Annotated in this window: 14 protein-coding genes and 2 tRNA genes; 10 read left to right on the forward strand and 6 right to left on the reverse strand. The window is 67.9% G+C overall.

The window, feature by feature from the left end; genetic code table 11:
- The first annotated feature begins 7 nt into the window (after positions 1–7).
- From ASE34_RS08830 to ASE34_RS08850, 5 genes are all read left to right on the forward strand, one after another.
- The gene (locus tag ASE34_RS08830; protein ID WP_053095867.1) at positions 8–1,051 is read left to right on the forward strand and encodes a 3-isopropylmalate dehydrogenase; all 1,044 of its coding nucleotides are present in this window, start codon (positions 8–10) and stop codon (positions 1,049–1,051) included.
- Positions 1,052–1,111: 60 nt separating this feature from the next.
- Positions 1,112–2,212, forward strand: coding sequence for a branched-chain amino acid aminotransferase (locus tag ASE34_RS08835; RefSeq protein WP_056279045.1), 1,101 nt, complete (start codon positions 1,112–1,114; stop codon positions 2,210–2,212).
- Between the two features lie 78 nt (positions 2,213–2,290).
- The gene (locus tag ASE34_RS08840) at positions 2,291–3,067 is read left to right on the forward strand and encodes a fumarylacetoacetate hydrolase family protein (RefSeq protein ID WP_056278635.1); all 777 of its coding nucleotides are present in this window, start codon (positions 2,291–2,293) and stop codon (positions 3,065–3,067) included.
- Positions 3,064–4,320, forward strand: coding sequence for an MFS transporter (locus tag ASE34_RS08845; protein ID WP_056278636.1), 1,257 nt, complete (start codon positions 3,064–3,066; stop codon positions 4,318–4,320). The genes ASE34_RS08840 and ASE34_RS08845 overlap by 4 nt, the downstream gene beginning before the upstream one ends.
- Entirely contained in the window at positions 4,317–5,081 is a 765-nt protein-coding gene (locus ASE34_RS08850) for a class I SAM-dependent methyltransferase (protein ID WP_056278637.1), read from the forward strand. The genes ASE34_RS08845 and ASE34_RS08850 overlap by 4 nt, the downstream gene beginning before the upstream one ends.
- 86 nt (positions 5,082–5,167) lie before the next feature.
- On the opposite strand, the gene ASE34_RS08855 is transcribed toward ASE34_RS08850, so the two are convergent.
- Positions 5,168–6,412, reverse strand: coding sequence for an acyl-CoA dehydrogenase family protein (locus tag ASE34_RS08855; RefSeq protein WP_056278638.1), 1,245 nt, complete (start codon positions 6,410–6,412; stop codon positions 5,168–5,170).
- Between the two features lie 173 nt (positions 6,413–6,585).
- Between ASE34_RS08855 and gltX the strand changes: the two genes are divergently transcribed.
- Both gltX and ASE34_RS08865 read left to right on the forward strand, forming a co-directional pair.
- Positions 6,586–8,091: a glutamate--tRNA ligase gene (gltX, locus tag ASE34_RS08860; protein ID WP_056278639.1), complete on the forward strand. Its 1,506-nt coding sequence runs from the start codon at positions 6,586–6,588 to the stop codon at positions 8,089–8,091.
- A 149-nt stretch (positions 8,092–8,240) separates the two neighbouring features.
- A tRNA-Gln gene (locus ASE34_RS08865) sits at positions 8,241–8,312 on the forward strand.
- A 52-nt stretch (positions 8,313–8,364) separates the two neighbouring features.
- On the opposite strand, the gene ASE34_RS08870 is transcribed toward ASE34_RS08865, so the two are convergent.
- On the reverse strand, positions 8,365–9,207 hold the full coding sequence (locus tag ASE34_RS08870; RefSeq protein WP_056278640.1) for a hypothetical protein: 843 nt from the start codon (positions 9,205–9,207) through the stop codon (positions 8,365–8,367).
- 194 nt (positions 9,208–9,401) lie between these two features.
- Here ASE34_RS08870 and ASE34_RS08875 point away from each other — a divergent pair, with 194 nt between their 5' ends.
- On the forward strand, positions 9,402–10,361 hold the full coding sequence (locus ASE34_RS08875) for a DNA topoisomerase IB (RefSeq protein WP_372983609.1): 960 nt from the start codon (positions 9,402–9,404) through the stop codon (positions 10,359–10,361).
- 6 nt (positions 10,362–10,367) lie between these two features.
- Here the strand turns inward: ASE34_RS08875 and ASE34_RS08880 are convergent, their stop codons facing one another.
- Both ASE34_RS08880 and ASE34_RS08885 read right to left on the reverse strand, forming a co-directional pair.
- On the reverse strand, positions 10,368–11,225 hold the full coding sequence (locus ASE34_RS08880) for a 3-hydroxyacyl-CoA dehydrogenase (RefSeq protein WP_056278641.1): 858 nt from the start codon (positions 11,223–11,225) through the stop codon (positions 10,368–10,370).
- A gap of 35 nt (positions 11,226–11,260) precedes the next feature.
- Positions 11,261–11,707 carry a MarR family winged helix-turn-helix transcriptional regulator gene (locus ASE34_RS08885; RefSeq protein WP_056278642.1) on the reverse strand — a complete coding sequence of 149 codons (447 nt, stop codon included), beginning with the start codon at positions 11,705–11,707 and terminating at the stop codon, positions 11,261–11,263.
- Between the two features lie 82 nt (positions 11,708–11,789).
- Here ASE34_RS08885 and pepN point away from each other — a divergent pair, with 82 nt between their 5' ends.
- Positions 11,790–14,273: an aminopeptidase N gene (gene pepN, locus ASE34_RS08890; RefSeq protein WP_056278643.1), complete on the forward strand. Its 2,484-nt coding sequence runs from the start codon at positions 11,790–11,792 to the stop codon at positions 14,271–14,273.
- Here the strand turns inward: pepN and ASE34_RS08895 are convergent.
- Both ASE34_RS08895 and ASE34_RS08900 read right to left on the reverse strand, forming a co-directional pair.
- Positions 14,270–15,148, reverse strand: coding sequence for an aminoglycoside phosphotransferase family protein (locus ASE34_RS08895; RefSeq protein WP_056278644.1), 879 nt, complete (start codon positions 15,146–15,148; stop codon positions 14,270–14,272). The two genes, pepN and ASE34_RS08895, sit on opposite strands and share 4 nt — an antisense overlap.
- A gap of 1 nt (position 15,149) precedes the next feature.
- Complete coding sequence (locus tag ASE34_RS08900) at positions 15,150–15,788, reverse strand: MBL fold metallo-hydrolase (protein WP_053095878.1); 639 nt, start codon at positions 15,786–15,788, stop codon at positions 15,150–15,152.
- A gap of 153 nt (positions 15,789–15,941) precedes the next feature.
- On the opposite strand from ASE34_RS08900, the gene ASE34_RS08905 reads away from it, so the two are divergent.
- Positions 15,942–16,014 (forward strand) — tRNA-Glu (locus ASE34_RS08905).
- Positions 16,015–16,041 lie beyond the last annotated feature (27 nt).

Genomic DNA, 16,041 nt, shown 5'->3' on the forward strand with positions numbered 1-16,041 from the left:
GAGTGTCATGTCGCGTGTCGTGAAGCTGGCCGTCATCCCCGGTGACGGAATCGGCCCAGAGGTCGTCGCCGAGGCCGAGAAGGTCCTCGACGCGGTCACCGCATCGAGCGATGTGACGTTCGACAAGACGCGCTTCTCGCTCGGCGCCGCCCGTTTCCTCGAGACGGGCGACACTCTCACCGACGATGATCTGCAGTCGATCTCCGAACACGACGCGATCCTGCTCGGCGCGGTCGGCGGCACGCCAGGAGACCCTCGCCTGAAGGACGCGAACATCGAGCGCGGCCTGCTGCTGAAACTCCGCTTCACGCTGGATCATTACGTCAATCTGCGTCCGTCCAAGCTCTTCGCCGGTGCCTCGGGTCCGCTCGCGAACCCCGGCGAGATCGACTTCGTCGTCGTCCGCGAGGGCACTGAGGGGCCGTACGTCGGCAACGGCGGCGCGATCCGCAAGGGCACACCGCACGAGGTCGCCAACGAGACGTCCGTGAACACGGCATTCGGCGTCGAGCGGGTCGTGCGATACGCGTTCGATCTCGCCGAACGTCGCAGCAAGAAGATCACCCTCGTGCACAAGACGAACGTGCTCGTGCACGCCGGCGCCATCTGGCAGCGCGTCGTCGACGAGGTCGCGTCCGAGCATCCCGACGTGTCCGTCGACTACCTGCACGTCGATGCCGCGACGATCTTCCTCGTCACTGATCCCTCGCGCTTCGACGTGATCGTCACCGACAACCTCTTCGGCGACATCCTCACCGATCTCGCAGGCGCTGTCACCGGCGGCATCGGACTCGCCGCATCGGGCAACATCAACCCCGACGGCACCTTCCCGTCGATGTTCGAGCCGGTGCACGGCTCGGCTCCCGACATCGCGGGGCAGCAGAAGGCCGACCCCACCGCGGCGATCCTGTCGGTCGCGCTGCTGCTCGACCACCTCGGACTCGGAGCGGAGGCCGCTCGAGTGAGTGCCGCCGTCGAATCCGACATCGCGACCCGCACGGGTGCGCGCACGACCGCGGAGATCGGCTCCGCGATCGCTGCTCTGCTCTGACCGACAGGCGTAGGCTGAGACGGCGCGAGGATGCGCGCCGCATGAGGAATGGATGACGAGATGACGACCATCGACGCCGAGACCACCGTGGCTCCGCTGGAGTTCGCTGTGACCAAGAACCTGACCGCCGCGACGCCCGGTCGGGTCGCCGAGGTTCACGAGAACCCGGGGTTCGGTGTCGTGTTCACCGACCACATGGTCGACATCTGCTGGTCCGTCAAGGGCGGATGGCACCGACCGCGCGTGCAGCCCTACGGACCCATCCCGCTCGACCCGGCCGCGTCCGTGCTGCACTACGCCCAGGAGATCTTCGAGGGCATCAAGGCCTATCGTCACGCCGACGGCTCGATCCACACGTTCCGCCCCGACCGCAACGCGGCACGACTGCAGGCCAGCGCGCGTCGACTCGCGCTCCCGGAGCTGCCCACCGAGTACTTCATCCAGTCGCTGCGCGAGATCATCGCGGTCGACGGTCGCTGGGTTCCCTCAGGTGCCGACCAGAGCCTGTACCTGCGTCCGTTCATGTTCGCCAAGGAGGCCTTCCTCGGTGTTCGCGCGGCTCAGAAGGTCGCGTACTACGTGATCGCCAGCCCAGCCGGAGCGTACTTCACCGGGGGAGTGAAGCCCGTGCGAATCTGGCTCTCCGAGGACTACGCCCGTGCCGGCAAGGGCGGCACCGGCAAGGCGAAGACCGGCGGCAACTACGCCTCGAGCCTGCTCGCGCAGAGTGAGGCGAGCGCGAAGGGCTGCGACCAGGTCGTGTTCCTCAACGAGCAGCGCAACGTCGAGGAGCTCGGCGGCATGAACGTCGTGTTCGTCTTCAAAGACGGCCGCGTCGTGACGCCCGAGTCCGACAGCATCCTCGAGGGGATCACACGCGATTCGCTGTTGCAGCTCGCCGAAGACCGCGGCTACGCGGTCGAGAAGCGTCCGATCTCCATCGACGAGTGGCGCGAGGGTGTGGCCTCAGGCGACATCGTCGAGGTCTTCGCCTGCGGCACCGCCGCCGTCGTGACTCCCATCGGTGCTCTCGTCGGCGAGGGCTTCGATGAGCCGCAGCCGCTCGGCGAACTCGCCCTGTCGCTGCGCGAAGAGCTCACCGACATCCAGTACGGCCGCCGTGAGGACAAGCACGGCTGGCTTCTGCGGCTCGACGTCTGAGCCTTCGTACTCTCGAGACCCCGCTGCGCTTCCGTGCAGCGGGGTCTCGTCGTGCAGCACGCTGGATAGGCTGGTGGCATGAAGATCGCCCGATTCAGCCATGACGACGCCATCCTCTTCGGGATCGTCGATGACACCGACCTCGTCGTCCTCTCGGGCGATCCGCTCTTCGCGGGCTACGAGCCCACGGGTGACCGGGTGCCGATCGCAGACGCGGTGATCCTCGCTCCGGTGATCCCGCGCTCCAAGATCGTCTGCGTCGGCAAGAACTACCACGATCACGCCGCCGAGATGGGGGGAGTCGCCCCCGAGGAGCCGCTGCTGTTCCTCAAGCCCAACACCGCCGTCATCGGCCCGGGAGACGCCATCGTGCGCCCCTCGATCTCGGAGCAGACAGAGTACGAGGGTGAGCTCGCTGTCGTGATCGGTAGGGTCGCGAAGAACGTGAAGGCCGCGGATGCCCTCGATCACGTGCTCGGCTACACGATCGCCAACGACGTCACCGCGCGTGACCTCCAGCGCAAGGACGGTCAGTGGGCTCGGGCGAAGGGCTTCGACACCTTCTGCCCTCTCGGCCCGACCATCAGCACCGACTTCGACCCCTCGGTCGCGACGATCGAGACCCGCATCAACGGCGAGGTGCGGCAGAAGGCCCCGCTCACCGACATGATCCACTCGGTCGAGGCGATCATCGAGCATGCCTCGGCGGCCTTCACGCTGCTCCCCGGCGACGTCATCCTCACGGGTACGCCGGCAGGTGTGGGGGAGTTCGTCGCCGGGGACACCGTCGAGGTCGAGATCACCGGACTGGGTATCCTGCGCAACACCGTGCACGACGCCGTGCGCGCGTCATGACGGTCGTCGCCCTCACGGCTGCTCAGCAGGCGGCGGTGCAGCGGCGAGCCGTGCTGGTTCTCTCCACAGGGCAGGTGCTGGGCGGGATCGCCTTCGGGGCGACGGTGTCTCTCGGCGCTCTGCTTGCGGCCGACATCTCGGGCAGCGACGCCCTCTCGGGGCTCGCGACGGCGTCGGTCACCCTCGGGGCCGCGCTGTGCGCCATCCCGCTCGCGCGCCTGGCTGCCAAGATGGGCCGACGCCGAGCCCTCACCTTGGGAAATCTTTTCGCACTCGTCGGCATCGCGGTGGTGATCCTCGCGGCGTCGGTGCGGGTGTTCCCGCTGCTGCTCGTCGGCATCCTGATGATCGGCGCCGGCAATGCGGGCAATCTGCAGTCGCGGTTCGCCGCGACCGACCTCGCCGCACCACAGCATCGCGGAAGGGATCTCTCGATCGTGGTCTGGGCGACCACCATCGGCGGTGTCGCTGGGCCGTTGCTGCTGGGGCCGGGGGAGATCGTCGGGGCGGCGATCGGCATGCCGCCACAGACCGGTTCCTACGCCTTCTCGTTCGTCGCTCAGTGCGTCGCGCTCGTCCTGTACCTCGTGGCGCTCCGCCCCGACCCGCTTCTGGCAGCGCAGCGGCTCGCCTCGGCGGCCGCGAAGGCGACGGGCGCCGTCGTCGCCGACCGACCTGTGGTCGCGCGCTACGCGATGTTCGCGGTGGCCGGTTCGCACGTGGTGATGGCCTCCGTCATGGCGATGACCCCTGTCCACCTCGCCCACATGGCGCACGGTGCTCACGGCATGGCGCCCACCCCGGCCGATGTCTCGGCTCTCGTGGGCATCACGATCGCCCTGCACGTCGGAGGCATGTACGCGCTGTCGCCCGTCTTCGGCATCCTCGCCGACAGATGGGGCCGGCTGCGCGTGGTTCTGCTGGGGCAGATCCTTCTCGGCGGGGCGCTCGCGTTCGCCGTCTTCGCGAACGATCGGGAGTGGGGCGTGATCGTCGCTCTCATCCTGCTGGGACTCGGATGGAGCGCGGCGACGGTGGCAGGGGCCGCGCTGCTGACCGAGTCGAGTGCCCCCGAGATCCGCACGCGCAGGCAGGGCCGCAGCGATTCGCTGATGAGCCTCTCGGCCGCAGCAGGCGCTGTGCTCGCGGGTGTGGTGCTCGCGAACTTCCAGTACGCAGGGCTCGGGATCGCGGCATCGGTGATCGTCATCGCCATCGTCGCGCTGTCGCCGCTCGGCCGCTCGCGCGGATGAAGGACTGGGCGGGCACCGGGCGCGCATACGCCGACTCCTACGCGTCGCTCTGCGTCGGGACCGCGGAGGCCCTGCTCGGAGCGTTCGGAACCCATGGGGAGCGGACGCTGCTCGACGTGGGGTCGGGCACGGGAATGCTCACGGCCGCATTCACCGATGCCGGCTGGGATGCGACCGGATGCGAGCCCGAGCCGACGATGCGAGACGTCGCGCTGCGCGAGCATCCCGCGATTCCGGTGCACGACGGAACGCTGCCTGACCTGCCTTTCGAGGACGGCCAGTTCGACGTCGTCGTGGCGAACTTCGTGCTGAACCACGTCGCCGACCCCCGAGCATCCGCGGCGGAGCTCCTCCGCGTCTCCGCAGATCTGGTGTCGGCGACGATCTGGACGAACTCGCCCACCTGGCTCTGGCGGGAGGTGTGCGAGCGTGCGGCACTCATTCCTGCGACGGGGGAGCGACTGCCGCCGGAGAAGGACTTCGAGCGCACCGTCGACGGCTTCGCGAGGATGCTCGACGACGCGGGCTGGCCGCGCCCGCAGGTGTCTGAGATCACCTGGACGTGGTCGGCCGATGCGACTGCGCTGTGGGCGTCCGCCGAGGGAGGCGTCGGGGGAGCCGGTCAGTTCTACCGTGCGCTCGACGACACCGATCGGCGCTCGTTCCGCGCGGCCTTCGAGCTCGTGTGCGCCGAGCGGTCGATCGCCGGACGCCTGCCGCTGGCGCACTCTGCGGCGGTCGCCGTCGCGCCGCGAGGCTGAGACCGCCCAGGGCAGAATGCCCAGGGTTCCTCGGTGCCGCGACCGCCTCCGTGGACGCGGCACCGAGGAGCATCTGCATCGAGCGATCAGGTGTACCAGGTCGGCTCAGGCACCTCATTGCGCAGCACGTAGTCGCCGACCTCCCGCTTCTTGTACGCGATCGGGTCGTGCAGACTGTGCGTGCGCAGGTTGCGCCAGAAGATGTCGAGGCCGACCGAGTTGGCCGAGGCCCTGGCGCCGGTGAGCTCGTAGATCTTCGTGGCGACCTCCAGGCCGTCGTCGACGATGCGCAGCTTCCCCGCCGCGATGCGCACGGCGATCTCGCCACGTCGACGTGCAGCGAGTTCTTCGCGCGGGGCGTGCAGCACCGCACTGATCTCGGCGCCCACGGCATCGAGCAGCGCTTCGTCGGCCCACAGCTTCGATGCCAGCTCGCCATAGCCTTCGAGCAGATACCACTCGTCTGTCGCGTGCTGCTTGTCATCGCCGCCGTACGGCCACGGGCGGGTCACAGATCGCGTGTAGGCGGATGCCGTCTGGAGGGCACCCTGTGCGATGCCGAGGTAGAAGTTCGCGAAGGCGAGCTGGATGGTCGGCACGTTCAGAGTGTTGTAGGTCAAGGGGCGGAACACCCGGTCGACGAAGCCGGCTGCCGCCGACCAGGGGACTCGGACGTCGCGGATCTCGACCGAGCCCGATTCGGTGAGTCGCTGCCCCAGGTTGTCCCAGTCGTCTCCGAAGACGATCCCCTCCTGAGCCGTGGGGACGATCGCGAAGATGTGCGTCTCGGTGCCTTCGAGGACGCCTTCGAGGACGGTCAGGTCCGAGATCTGGCCGCCCGTCGAGAAGGACTTGCGCCCGGAGAACACGAGATCATCGCCGTCTTCGCGGATCACCAAGTCGGAGTCGCGCGGGTTGACCGCGCCGCCGAAGACGAAGTCGTTCGCGGTGTACAGCTCCTCGACCGCGGCGATCTGCTCTTCGGTTCCGACGAGACGGGCCGCCCACGCCCAGAGGTAGTGATACCCGAGGACCTGTCCGATCGACCCGTCGCCGCGGGCCACCGCCCTGATCACCTTGTAGGCGGTGTCCCAGCTCTCACCGGCGCCGCCGTGGGCGCGAGGGCCGAGCAGGGTGACCAGCCCCGAGTCCTTGAGCAGCTGGACCTCGGCCCGAGGGGTCGCATTCGCGCGGTCCCGCTCGACGGCATCCACCGCGAGGATGTCGGCCACCTCCTCGGCGCGGTCGATCCACTCGAGGCTGGTCTGAGGTCTTGGCGTGCCGCGCCAGCGATCGCTGAGGCCTGTCGTCACTGCATCCGTGATTGTCATGTTGTCACCCTTCCGGTTGGTCGATGCGGCAACGATAGGAGCGCGTCGGCGTCGAATGCGGGTTGTTACCCAGGGTGAGGGACTGTTACCCACGGTGACCCCTCCTGAGCGGCCCGCGACCGCTGGCGATCGGGGAGGTCGAGACGCCACCCGGCAACTAGAATCGAGGGGATATGGCTACCCCGCACCCCCTCACCACGACCGCCAGCGGCTCCGACGTACGCGTCCGCTTCTGCCCCTCGCCCACCGGACTGCCGCACGTCGGCATGGTCCGCACGGCCCTCTTCAACTGGGCGTACGCCCGCCACAACGGCGGGAAGATGGTGTTCCGCATCGAGGACACCGACGCCGCGCGCGACAGTGAGGAGAGCTTCCGCCAGCTCGTCGACGCTCTGACCTGGCTCAAGATCGACTGGGATGAGGGCGTCGAGGTCGGTGGGCCGCATGCCCCGTACCGCCAGTCCGAGCGTCACGACATCTATCGCGGCGTGATCGACAAGCTCCTCGCCTCCGGCGCCCTGTACGAGAGCTTCTCCACGGCGGAGGAGATCGACGCCCGCAACGAGGCGGCCGGACGCGCGAAGCAGCTCGGCTACGACAATCACGACCGGGATCTCACGACCGAGCAGAAGGACGCCTTCCGCGCGGAGGGTCGTCAGCCGGCACTCCGACTGCGCGTGCCTGACGAGGACCTCACCTACGTCGATCTGATCCGCGGTGAGGTGACCTTCCCCGCCGGTTCCTTCCCGGACTTCGTGGTGGTGCGTCCGAACGGGATCCCGCTCTACACGTTCGTGAATCCCGTCGACGACGCGCTCATGGGCATCACGCACGTTCTGCGCGGCGAAGACCTGATGCCCTCCACGGCTCGTCAGCTCGCGCTGTACGCGGCCCTGATCGACGCCGGCGTCACCACGTTCGTCCCGCGGTTCGCTCACATGCCGCTCGTGCTCGGCGAGACGGGTAACAAGAAGCTCTCCAAGCGCGACCCTCAGGCGGATCTTTTCCTGCACAGGGATCGCGGATTCATCCACGAGGGTCTCCTGAACTATCTGGCGCTGCTCGGCTGGTCCATCGGTCACGACCGCGATGTCTTCACGCTCGAGGAGTTCACCGAGGCGTTCGACATCGTGGACGTCAACCCGAACCCGGCTCGGTTCGACCAGAAGAAGGCCGAGTCGATCAACGGCGACCACATCCGCAAGCTCGACGAGAAGGACTTCGCCGAGAGGACGATCCCGTACCTCGCGGCCGCCGGCCTCTTCGACGAGCCGACTCACGAAGAGCTCGTGCTCGCCTTCCGGGTCGCCCCGCTCGTGCAGGAGCGCGTGCAGCTGCTCGGCGACGTGCCCGGCATGGTCGGCTTCCTCTTCTCCGACGACGTCTCGTATGACGCCGACGCGCTCAAGGGGCTCCCTGCGAACGCCGGCGAGGTTCTCGACGCGTGCGTGGTGGCTCTCGAGCCGGTGACCGACTTCACCCCCGAGAAGATTCAGGAGGCTCTCGCAGCGGCGCTCGTCGAGAGCCTCGAGCTCAAGCCGCGTGTCGCCTACGGTCCTCCGCGTGTCGCGATCACGGGGCGCCGCATCTCGCCGCCGCTGTTCGAATCCATGGAGCTCCTGGGCAAGGACGAGTCGCTGCGACGGCTCCGGTTGCTGTCGGAGTTCCTGGCCGGCTGAGACGGCCTGGTCGACGAGGGAGAGTCGCCGATGAGTGCTCTCCCTCGTCATCCCCGCCCGCGACGCGCCCGGACGAACGGCGGCGTTTTGGCATTAGGGCCGCGGCTCGGGTAAGCTTGACTCTCGGTGCGAGACTCCGGTTTCGCCCTTGGGGTATGGTGTAATTGGCAACACGGCGGTTTCTGGTTCCGTTGTTCTTGGTTCGAGTCCAGGTACCCCAGCAAGACAAAAACCCCCGCTCAGGCGGGGGTTTTGTCGTTACTGGATGCGTGCCTACTCGCACTCTCCGATGAACCCGAGGTAGCACACCGCTTCGTGCGTGACGGCCGGCTCGTAGTCGTCGTTCGACACCTGACGTGTATCGATCTCAGGCGTCCGGTGAAGGCTGCCATAGCTGCCGAGCGTGGCCACGAAGTAGCCGTCGCCGTCCTGCGCCTTCATCTCGTCTATCGCCGCGATGTACTCGGCGCACAGGCGGGTCGCGCTCTCGGTGAGCTCGACATCGACGCAGGCTGCCGTGTAGGTCGCGACCATGAGGTTCGTGCAGTCCGTCCAGTCCTGGTTCACGCTGCAGGGGTTCACGTCGTCCATCGTGACGTCGTAGCGCCCGGTCTCGTACTCCTCGCTGCGGAAGGTCTCCGGCTGCTCGGGTACATCGGTCTTGGTCCAGTGTCGCGCCGTGGCGAAGGCGAAGATCACGACGATCGCGGCGATGAGAAGGAGCGCGCCCACGATCGAGAGCGCCACCCAGAGACCGACACGCCTCTTCTGACCCGGAGGGCCGTCGGGCGCGGCCGTGTATCCCGGGTACACCGGCGGGCCTGCTGGCGCCGGGGCCTGCGTGGCGTACACGGGCGCCGTGTCGTATGCGGGAGGAGGTGCGTCGTACGCCGGAGGAGGTGCGTCGTACGCCGGAGGAGGTGCGTCGTATGCGGGGCCCGTGGGCGGCGGGGGAGCGGTCGGCTGGGTCGACACCCAGTAGGCGTACCAGCTCTGAGCGGACGCGGTGTCGTCGGCCACCTGGCGGGCTTCGAGGTCGGTGAGCTGCAACCCGAGTGGGGCGCGCAGATCTGCACGGGTCAGGGACGCACGGAACTCCTCGAATGACATCGCCATAGTCACGAGGATGGCAGACCATCGGGTACCCGGACAATCCGATCGGCGCGATGCCGCTGCCGACGGAGCATGCCGTCCGGAGGAAGATATCGCCTAGCAGAGCGCGCCCGTGTCGCGCCATGCCCTTCACTGCCGTCGCCGGGCCGGGCATCGTGATCGCAGATGCCCGACGCGGCATGACAGGGAGGATGCCAATGGCACTCACGAGAGTCGTCCCCGGCGAGACGCCAGGAATTCGACGCGTGCGGTCGGGCTCCGGCTTCCGGTACGTCGATGCCGGCAACACGCCCGTGGCCGAGGCCGATCGAGAGCGCATCCGGGACCTCGCGATACCTCCCGCGTGGAAAGACGTGTGGATCGCCGCCGACCCCCTCGCTCACATTCAGGCGGTCGGCACAGACGACGCGGGCAGACGTCAGTATCTCTACCATCCCCTCTGGCGCACCGGCAGAGATCAGCGCAAGTTCGCCCGGGCGCTCAAACTGGCCGAGGCGCTGCCCGCCGCCAGGGCGAAGGTCACCCGTGCCATCGGTGAACCGGGACTGACACGTGAACGCGCCCTCGCCGTCTCCTTCCGGCTGCTGGACGACGCTGCACTGCGCATCGGCTCGGAGCGCTACCTGGTGAAACACGGCAGTCGCGGCCTGAGCACGCTTCGGCGACGGGACGTGCGGATCGACGGGAGTACGGTCGCGCTCAGCTTCCCGGCGAAGAGCAAGCAGCTCGCCTCGATCGAGATCACCGATGCGCCGCTCGCCGAGGCGCTGTCGGAGTTCGCCGTCGGTTCGCCGAAGGCTCCGCTGCTCGCCTATCGCAAGGGCCGTCGCCGGGTGCGCCTCACCTCGAGCGAGGTCAACGACTATCTACGGCAGGTGGCGGGATCGTCGTTCACCGCGAAGGACTTCCGCACGCTGCACGGTACGATCCTCGCGGCGGACGCGCTCGCGCGGATCGGCCGACTCGAGACGAAGACCGATCGACGGCGCGCCGAGCGCCTCGCTGTGCAGGCCACGGCGTCGGCGCTCGGCAACACTCTCGCGGTCGCCCGAGGGAGCTATATCGATCCGCGGGTCTTCCGGCTCTACGCGCGCGGCCGCACTCTCGACCTGTCGGTGTCGCCGGAGACTGCCATCCGCAAGCTCCTCGGGCGGTGAGGGGCGTCAGCTCTCGCGAGGGTAGGTGTAGAACCCCTCGCCCGTCGCGACCCCCAGCTTGCCGTGGTCGATGTACTGCTCCTTGAGCAGGTCTGCGAAGCGCTGCTGCTTCTCGCCGCCCATGCGCGAGATGTTGTAGGCGGTCGTCAGACCGACGATGTCGTAGATCTCGAAGGGGCCTGCCGGCGCGCCCGTGCCGATCCGCCAGGTCGCGTCGATGTCCGCGGGCTCGGCGATGCCGTCGACGAGCAGCTCGGCCCCGGCCTGGAGGAAGGGCACGAGCAGCGAGTTCAGCAGGTAGCCCGCCTTCTCCTTCTTGATCTGGATGGGGACCATCCCGATCTGCGTCGCGAACTCGACGACCGTCTCGTAGACGGTGGGGTCGGTTGCGGGGGTTCCCATGACCTCGGCGGTGTTGTGCGACCAGATCTCGTTCGCGAAGTGGAGGGCGAGGAACCGGTCGGGGCGACCCGTCGATTCCGCGAGCGCGCTCGGCAGGAGGGTCGAGGAGTTGGTCGCGAAGATCGTGGTCGCCGGTGCGGCGTCGGCGAGGGTCCGGTAGATGCTCTGCTTGAGTTCGAGGCTCTCGGGCACCGCCTCGATGATGAGGTCAGCCGCAGCGGCTGCATCCGCGAGGTCGGAGGTGAGCCGGATGCGGTCGATCGCGGCTTTCGCGCCGCCGTCAGCGGCATTCTCCACGCCGTCTGCGATGTAGCGCGAGGCGAGACCCTCGAGTCGTTCGGCCGCGCGATCGAGCGCGGACTGATCGATGTCGTATGCGACGACGTCGAAACCGTGGAAGGCGGTCTGGAACGCGATCTGCGATCCGAGCACGCCGGTGCCGAGAACAGTGATGTTCTTCATTTCTCTTCTTCCTCTGGTGGCCTTGTGGGCCGTGGTCAGGCTTGTTCGTCGCCGCTGTCGAAACGCCGGAGATCATGCGCGAAGCGCTGCACCTCGTCATCCGTCCACTGCGCGAGATGGGCGTCGATGACGTCCTGCAGCGATCGCAGTGTGCCGCGGAATGCCTCTTCGCCCTCGGCGGTCAGCTCGAGCGGTCGGCCGCGTCCGGAGTTCGAAGGGGCCTCCTGCACGAGGCCGAGAGACATGAGTGCGGACAGCTGACGTGAAACGGTCGAGCGGTTCAGTCGGAACATCCGCGCGATGTCCGTCGACCGGATCCCGGGCTGGTCGGCGATCGCCATGACGATGGACTGGTCGGTCATCGAGAGCGTCGGCTCTCCCGCGCGGGCGTCGACCAGGCCGCGCCGCGTGATGGCGACGAGCGACTTCAGGACGGCGGCGCTGTCGGTTCGGCGTTCGTCTGACCCAGTCTCATGTTGCATAGCGCAACTCTACGCTCCTCTGTTGCGTGAGGCAACGTACGTAGGTTCGGCAGGGCGGGAACGCGGATGAAAGGATGGAGGCATGGACACAGCCAATCTCTCCCGAGAGGAGACCGCGGCGCGATCCGCCGCCGTCTCCGTGCGCAGCATCCGCGTAGAACTCGACCTCACGGGTGCGCCGGAGCGGGCACGCAGCGGGTTCTCCACGACCACGACCCTGGATTTCACCGCGACGGCGGACTCGACCTGGGTGGACTTCATCGGAGAGAGCGTCGAGAGGGTCGTCGTCAACGGCGTCGACCGCGATGTCGTCTACGACGGGTCGCGCATCGAGCTGAGCGGCCTCGGGACCGAGAACGTCGTCCGTGTCGAAGCTGTCGCGAGCTACAGCCGATCCGGCGAAGGCCTGCACCGGTTCCACGACCCGGTCGACGACCGCACCTACCTCTACACGCAGTACGAGCCCGCCGACGCGCGACGGGTGATGGCCTGCTTCGAGCAGCCCGACATCAAGGCGCCCTACACGTTCGTGATCGATGCTCCGGCGGGTTGGCAGGTGCTGTCGAACCAGGCGGCGGTGCACGTCGACGCCGGCGTCGGCGTGCAACGTGTCGAGTTCGCTCCTACGCTTCCGATCTCCAGTTACATCACGTCCATCGCGGCGGGACCCTACGCTCGAGTCGACGGCGAGTGGCAGCGCGACGATCAGCGCATCGCGCTGGGCCTGTTCGCGCGACAGTCCCTCGCGCAGTACCTGGAGTCGGACGAGATCCTCGAGATCACCCGCCAGGGTCTCGATTTCTTCACCGACGCGTTCGCCTACCCCTATCCCTGGGGCAAGTACGACCAGATCTTCGTGCCCGAATACAACCTCGGCGCGATGGAGAACCCCGGCCTCGTGACATTCACAGAGTCCTACCTGTCGCGAGGGGCCGCCACGGATGCCCAGCGTGCCGCTCGCGCGAACACGATCCTGCATGAGATGGCGCACATGTGGTTCGGCGACCTGGTCACGATGAAGTGGTGGGACGACCTGTGGCTCAAGGAGTCGTTCGCCGACTACATGGGTTCGCACGCCTCGGCGGTGGCGACGCGCTTCCACGACGCCTGGGTGAAATTCGCTGCGAACCGCAAAGCGTGGGCGTACCAGCAGGACCAGTTGCCCACGACGCACCCGATCGTCGCGGACATCCCCGATCTCGAGGCGGCGAAGCTGAACTTCGACGGCATCACCTACGCCAAGGGTGCCGCCGTGCTCAAGCAGCTCGTCGCGTTCGTCGGCGACGAGGCGTTCTTCGAGGGCGCGCGGCGGTACTTCGCGGCGAACGCCTTCGGCAACACGACCCTCGACGACTTCCTCGTGCAGTTGAGTGCGGTCTCCGGGCGGGACATGACCGATTGGTCGCGTGCCTGGTTGCAGACCACCGGGGTCTCGACGCTGTGGGTGGAGCGGGATGCCGACGGCGGCGCCGCCGTCATGCAGAGCGACCCTCGGCCGCACCGCCTGCGCATCGGTCTCTACGATCGTGTCGACGGGAGGGTCGTCCGTCGCGATCAGATCGCGCTCGACATCGACGACGAGCGGACACCGGTCGTCATCCCGGCTGCGGATCTCGTGCTCCTCAATGATGACGACCTCACCTATGCCAAGGTGCGTCTCGATGACGCCTCTCTGGCGACGGTGCGGGAATCACTGTCTTCGCTCGACGATCCTCTCGCCAGGGCTGTCATCTGGTCATCGCTCTGGAACGCCACCCGCGACGGCGAGCTCGCGGTCGCTCGGTACGCCGAGATCGTTCGTGCCCACGCTCCGCGGGAGTCGAACATCGGCCTTCTCGCCGGCATCCTCGCGAATACGCTCTTCGCGATCCGCAACTACGCGAGCGATGACGCGCGACAGCGTGAGTTGACAGCATGGGTCGAGACCGCGTGGACTGCGCTCCAGGCATCCGATGCCGGCAGCGATGCACAGCTCTCCTGGGCGCGTGCGCTCGCATCGGCATCAGCTTTCGACGACGTGCGTGCAGACGACATCCGCGCGATCCTGCATGGCGATGCCCCCGACGGGCTCACGATCGACCCGGATCTGCGGTGGCAGCTCCTCACCGCCCTCGTCACCACGGGACACGCGGATGCCGATGCGGTGGCCGCGGAGCTGGAGTCCGACGACACGGGCAGCGGACGCACCGCTGCCCGCAGGGCCCTGGCCTCGCGTCCCGAACCGGACGTCCGGGCTGCCGCCTGGGACGCGGCGTGGAACGACGGATCGCTCAGCAACGATCATCTCGACGCGGTGATCGGCGGGTTCCGAGCCGGAGGACGCCGCGATCTCATCGAGAGGTTCGATGCCGAGTACTTCGGGCGGATCGGCGATGCGTGGGCGACACGGAGCATCGAGCTGGCGCAACGCCTCGTGGTCGGACTCTTCCCCGCCTCGCCCACACTCGATGCCGTGGATGCGTGGCTCGCGGACAACGACACGGCGCCCGCCGCTCTGCGCCGAATCGTCATCGAACAGCGCGACCACCTGGCTCGAGCTCTGCGCGTTCGAGCCGCGCAGAGCTAGTCCTCTTCGAGCGCGTCGGCCGTGCTCACTCCGACGGCGAAGTACTCGGGCCTGTCATCGCTCTGAGTCATCAGGACGAGGGCGATGTACGCCGCCCAGCCTCTCGCGCGGGTCCAGGTGGCGTCGTCGTAACGCTCCCTCGTCGCTCGCCGGAATGCCTCTCGGCCGCAGGCGTCGAAGAGCATCCAGGCCGAGGCGAGGTCGTAGGCGGGGTCGCCGACCGTGACATCGCCGAAGTCGATGAGCGCGGTGAGCGTGCCGTCGGCGACGAGCACGTTGCCCGGGTGCAGATCGCCATGGATCCAGACCTGCTCCGATGCGGGCGGCGCTGCGAGTGCCGCGGCCCAGGCGTCGCGCAGTGCCGTCCGGCGGTCGAACGCGTCCAGACGTGGCCGAATGGCGGCGTCTCGAGTGGACAGGGCGCGTCCGCGCACCGGGTTGCGGGGAGCATCGACCGGCGCGGCGACGTGCAGCGCGCGCAGGGCGTCCGCGAGTCGGGGCGCCCAGGTCGCGTTGTCCGGGCGGGAGGACGCGAGCGCCGTCGTTCCGGGGATCCAGGGCAGAACGGACCAGGGTCGCGGAAAGTGCGCGCTCGGCTCGCCCACGATCACGGGGACGGGCGCACGGATGCCGACGGCGGCGAGAGCCGGGCCGATCGTGCGCAGGGCACGCTGCTCGTGGGTGATGAGCGGCACCGAGAGATCGCGTCGAGGCAGTCGCACGGCGAGTTCGGAGCCGAGGCGCCACATCGAGTTGTCCCAGCCGTCGGCGAACAGCCTCAGCGGAAGCTCGGCGAGGGCGGGGTCCGTGCTTCGGAGGAGATCTCGTACGCCGCCCTCGTCGAGCGAGTACTCGGCAGAGGGGGAGTCCGCCACGTCAGATGTCGAGCGAGTCGCCCGGTTCGAGTATCGAGAACTCGCCGCCGCCCTGCTCGGTCGCCCACTGCAGCCGCTGCCGGTGCATCGTCTTGCCCGCGACGGACAGCGTCATGTCGTGAGTGCCGAACGCCCGCCGTGGTTTCACGGCCAGGACGTAGTCCATGGCCTCGCCGATCTTCAGCCACGGCGCGCCGAGCGGTGCCGCGAGAGTGCCGACCTCGACGCCCTCGGGGATCGCGTACGAGTCGCCCGGATAGTAGAAGACATCGTTGATCAGCACGCCGACGTTCTCGACCACCGGCAGTGACGAGTGGATCACCTCATGCGTGCCGCCGAAGAAGCGGAGCGTGAACGCACCGACCTCCACCGTCTCGCCCGGAGCGACCACGGAGATGTCATAGCCGTCGGCCGCGCGCGCGACGCCCGCCGGGGCGTAGATCGGGGTGCCGGGGGCTGCGCGCAGGATCCGATCCAGGTGCTCGGGGGTCCAATGGTCGGGGTGCTCGTGAGTGATCACGACAGCGACGAGACCCGAGAGATCGTTCAGGGGAGAGGTGAACGAGCCCGGGTCGAGGAGAAGGACGTCATCGCCCTGCTGGATGCGAAGAGCGGCATGTTCGAATTTGGTGACGCGCATGAGATGAGTCAACTCCTTCAGGGGCGCCGTGGCAAACCCCTCGGCAGGTGCGCCACGCCCGGGATCTGAAGACCGCCCCGCTCGATTTGGCGACGTGAGAATCGTCGTGGCATACTTGAACAGTTGTCGCGGCACGGAAACGTTCCGCCAGACGGCCCCATCGTATAGCGGCCTAGTACGCTGCCCTCTCACGGCGGTAACGCGGGTTCGAATCCCGCTGGGGTCACAACAAGCGAAAGCCCTCGGTTCTCCG

It is taken from the genome of Microbacterium sp. Root280D1, from assembly GCF_001428975.1.
GTDB lineage: Bacteria > Actinomycetota > Actinomycetes > Actinomycetales > Microbacteriaceae > Microbacterium.

Excerpts from the sequence above, each read along its gene's own strand:
- ASE34_RS08830 (WP_053095867.1), top strand. The coding sequence starts at position 8 with ATGTCGCGTGTCGTGAAGCTGGCCGTCATCCCCGGTGACGGAATCGGC.
- ASE34_RS08835 (WP_056279045.1), top strand. The coding sequence starts at position 1,112 with ATGACGACCATCGACGCCGAGACCACCGTGGCTCCGCTGGAGTTCGCT.
- ASE34_RS08840 (WP_056278635.1), top strand. The coding sequence starts at position 2,291 with ATGAAGATCGCCCGATTCAGCCATGACGACGCCATCCTCTTCGGGATC.
- ASE34_RS08845 (WP_056278636.1), top strand. The coding sequence starts at position 3,064 with ATGACGGTCGTCGCCCTCACGGCTGCTCAGCAGGCGGCGGTGCAGCGG.
- ASE34_RS08850 (WP_056278637.1), top strand. The coding sequence starts at position 4,317 with ATGAAGGACTGGGCGGGCACCGGGCGCGCATACGCCGACTCCTACGCG.
- ASE34_RS08855 (WP_056278638.1), bottom strand. The coding sequence starts at position 6,412 with ATGACAATCACGGATGCAGTGACGACAGGCCTCAGCGATCGCTGGCGC.
- gltX (WP_056278639.1), top strand. The coding sequence starts at position 6,586 with ATGGCTACCCCGCACCCCCTCACCACGACCGCCAGCGGCTCCGACGTA.
- ASE34_RS08870 (WP_056278640.1), bottom strand. The coding sequence starts at position 9,207 with ATGGCGATGTCATTCGAGGAGTTCCGTGCGTCCCTGACCCGTGCAGAT.
- ASE34_RS08875 (WP_372983609.1), top strand. The coding sequence starts at position 9,402 with ATGGCACTCACGAGAGTCGTCCCCGGCGAGACGCCAGGAATTCGACGC.
- ASE34_RS08880 (WP_056278641.1), bottom strand. The coding sequence starts at position 11,225 with ATGAAGAACATCACTGTTCTCGGCACCGGCGTGCTCGGATCGCAGATC.
- ASE34_RS08885 (WP_056278642.1), bottom strand. The coding sequence starts at position 11,707 with ATGCAACATGAGACTGGGTCAGACGAACGCCGAACCGACAGCGCCGCC.
- pepN (WP_056278643.1), top strand. The coding sequence starts at position 11,790 with ATGGACACAGCCAATCTCTCCCGAGAGGAGACCGCGGCGCGATCCGCC.
- ASE34_RS08900 (WP_053095878.1), bottom strand. The coding sequence starts at position 15,788 with ATGCGCGTCACCAAATTCGAACATGCCGCTCTTCGCATCCAGCAGGGC.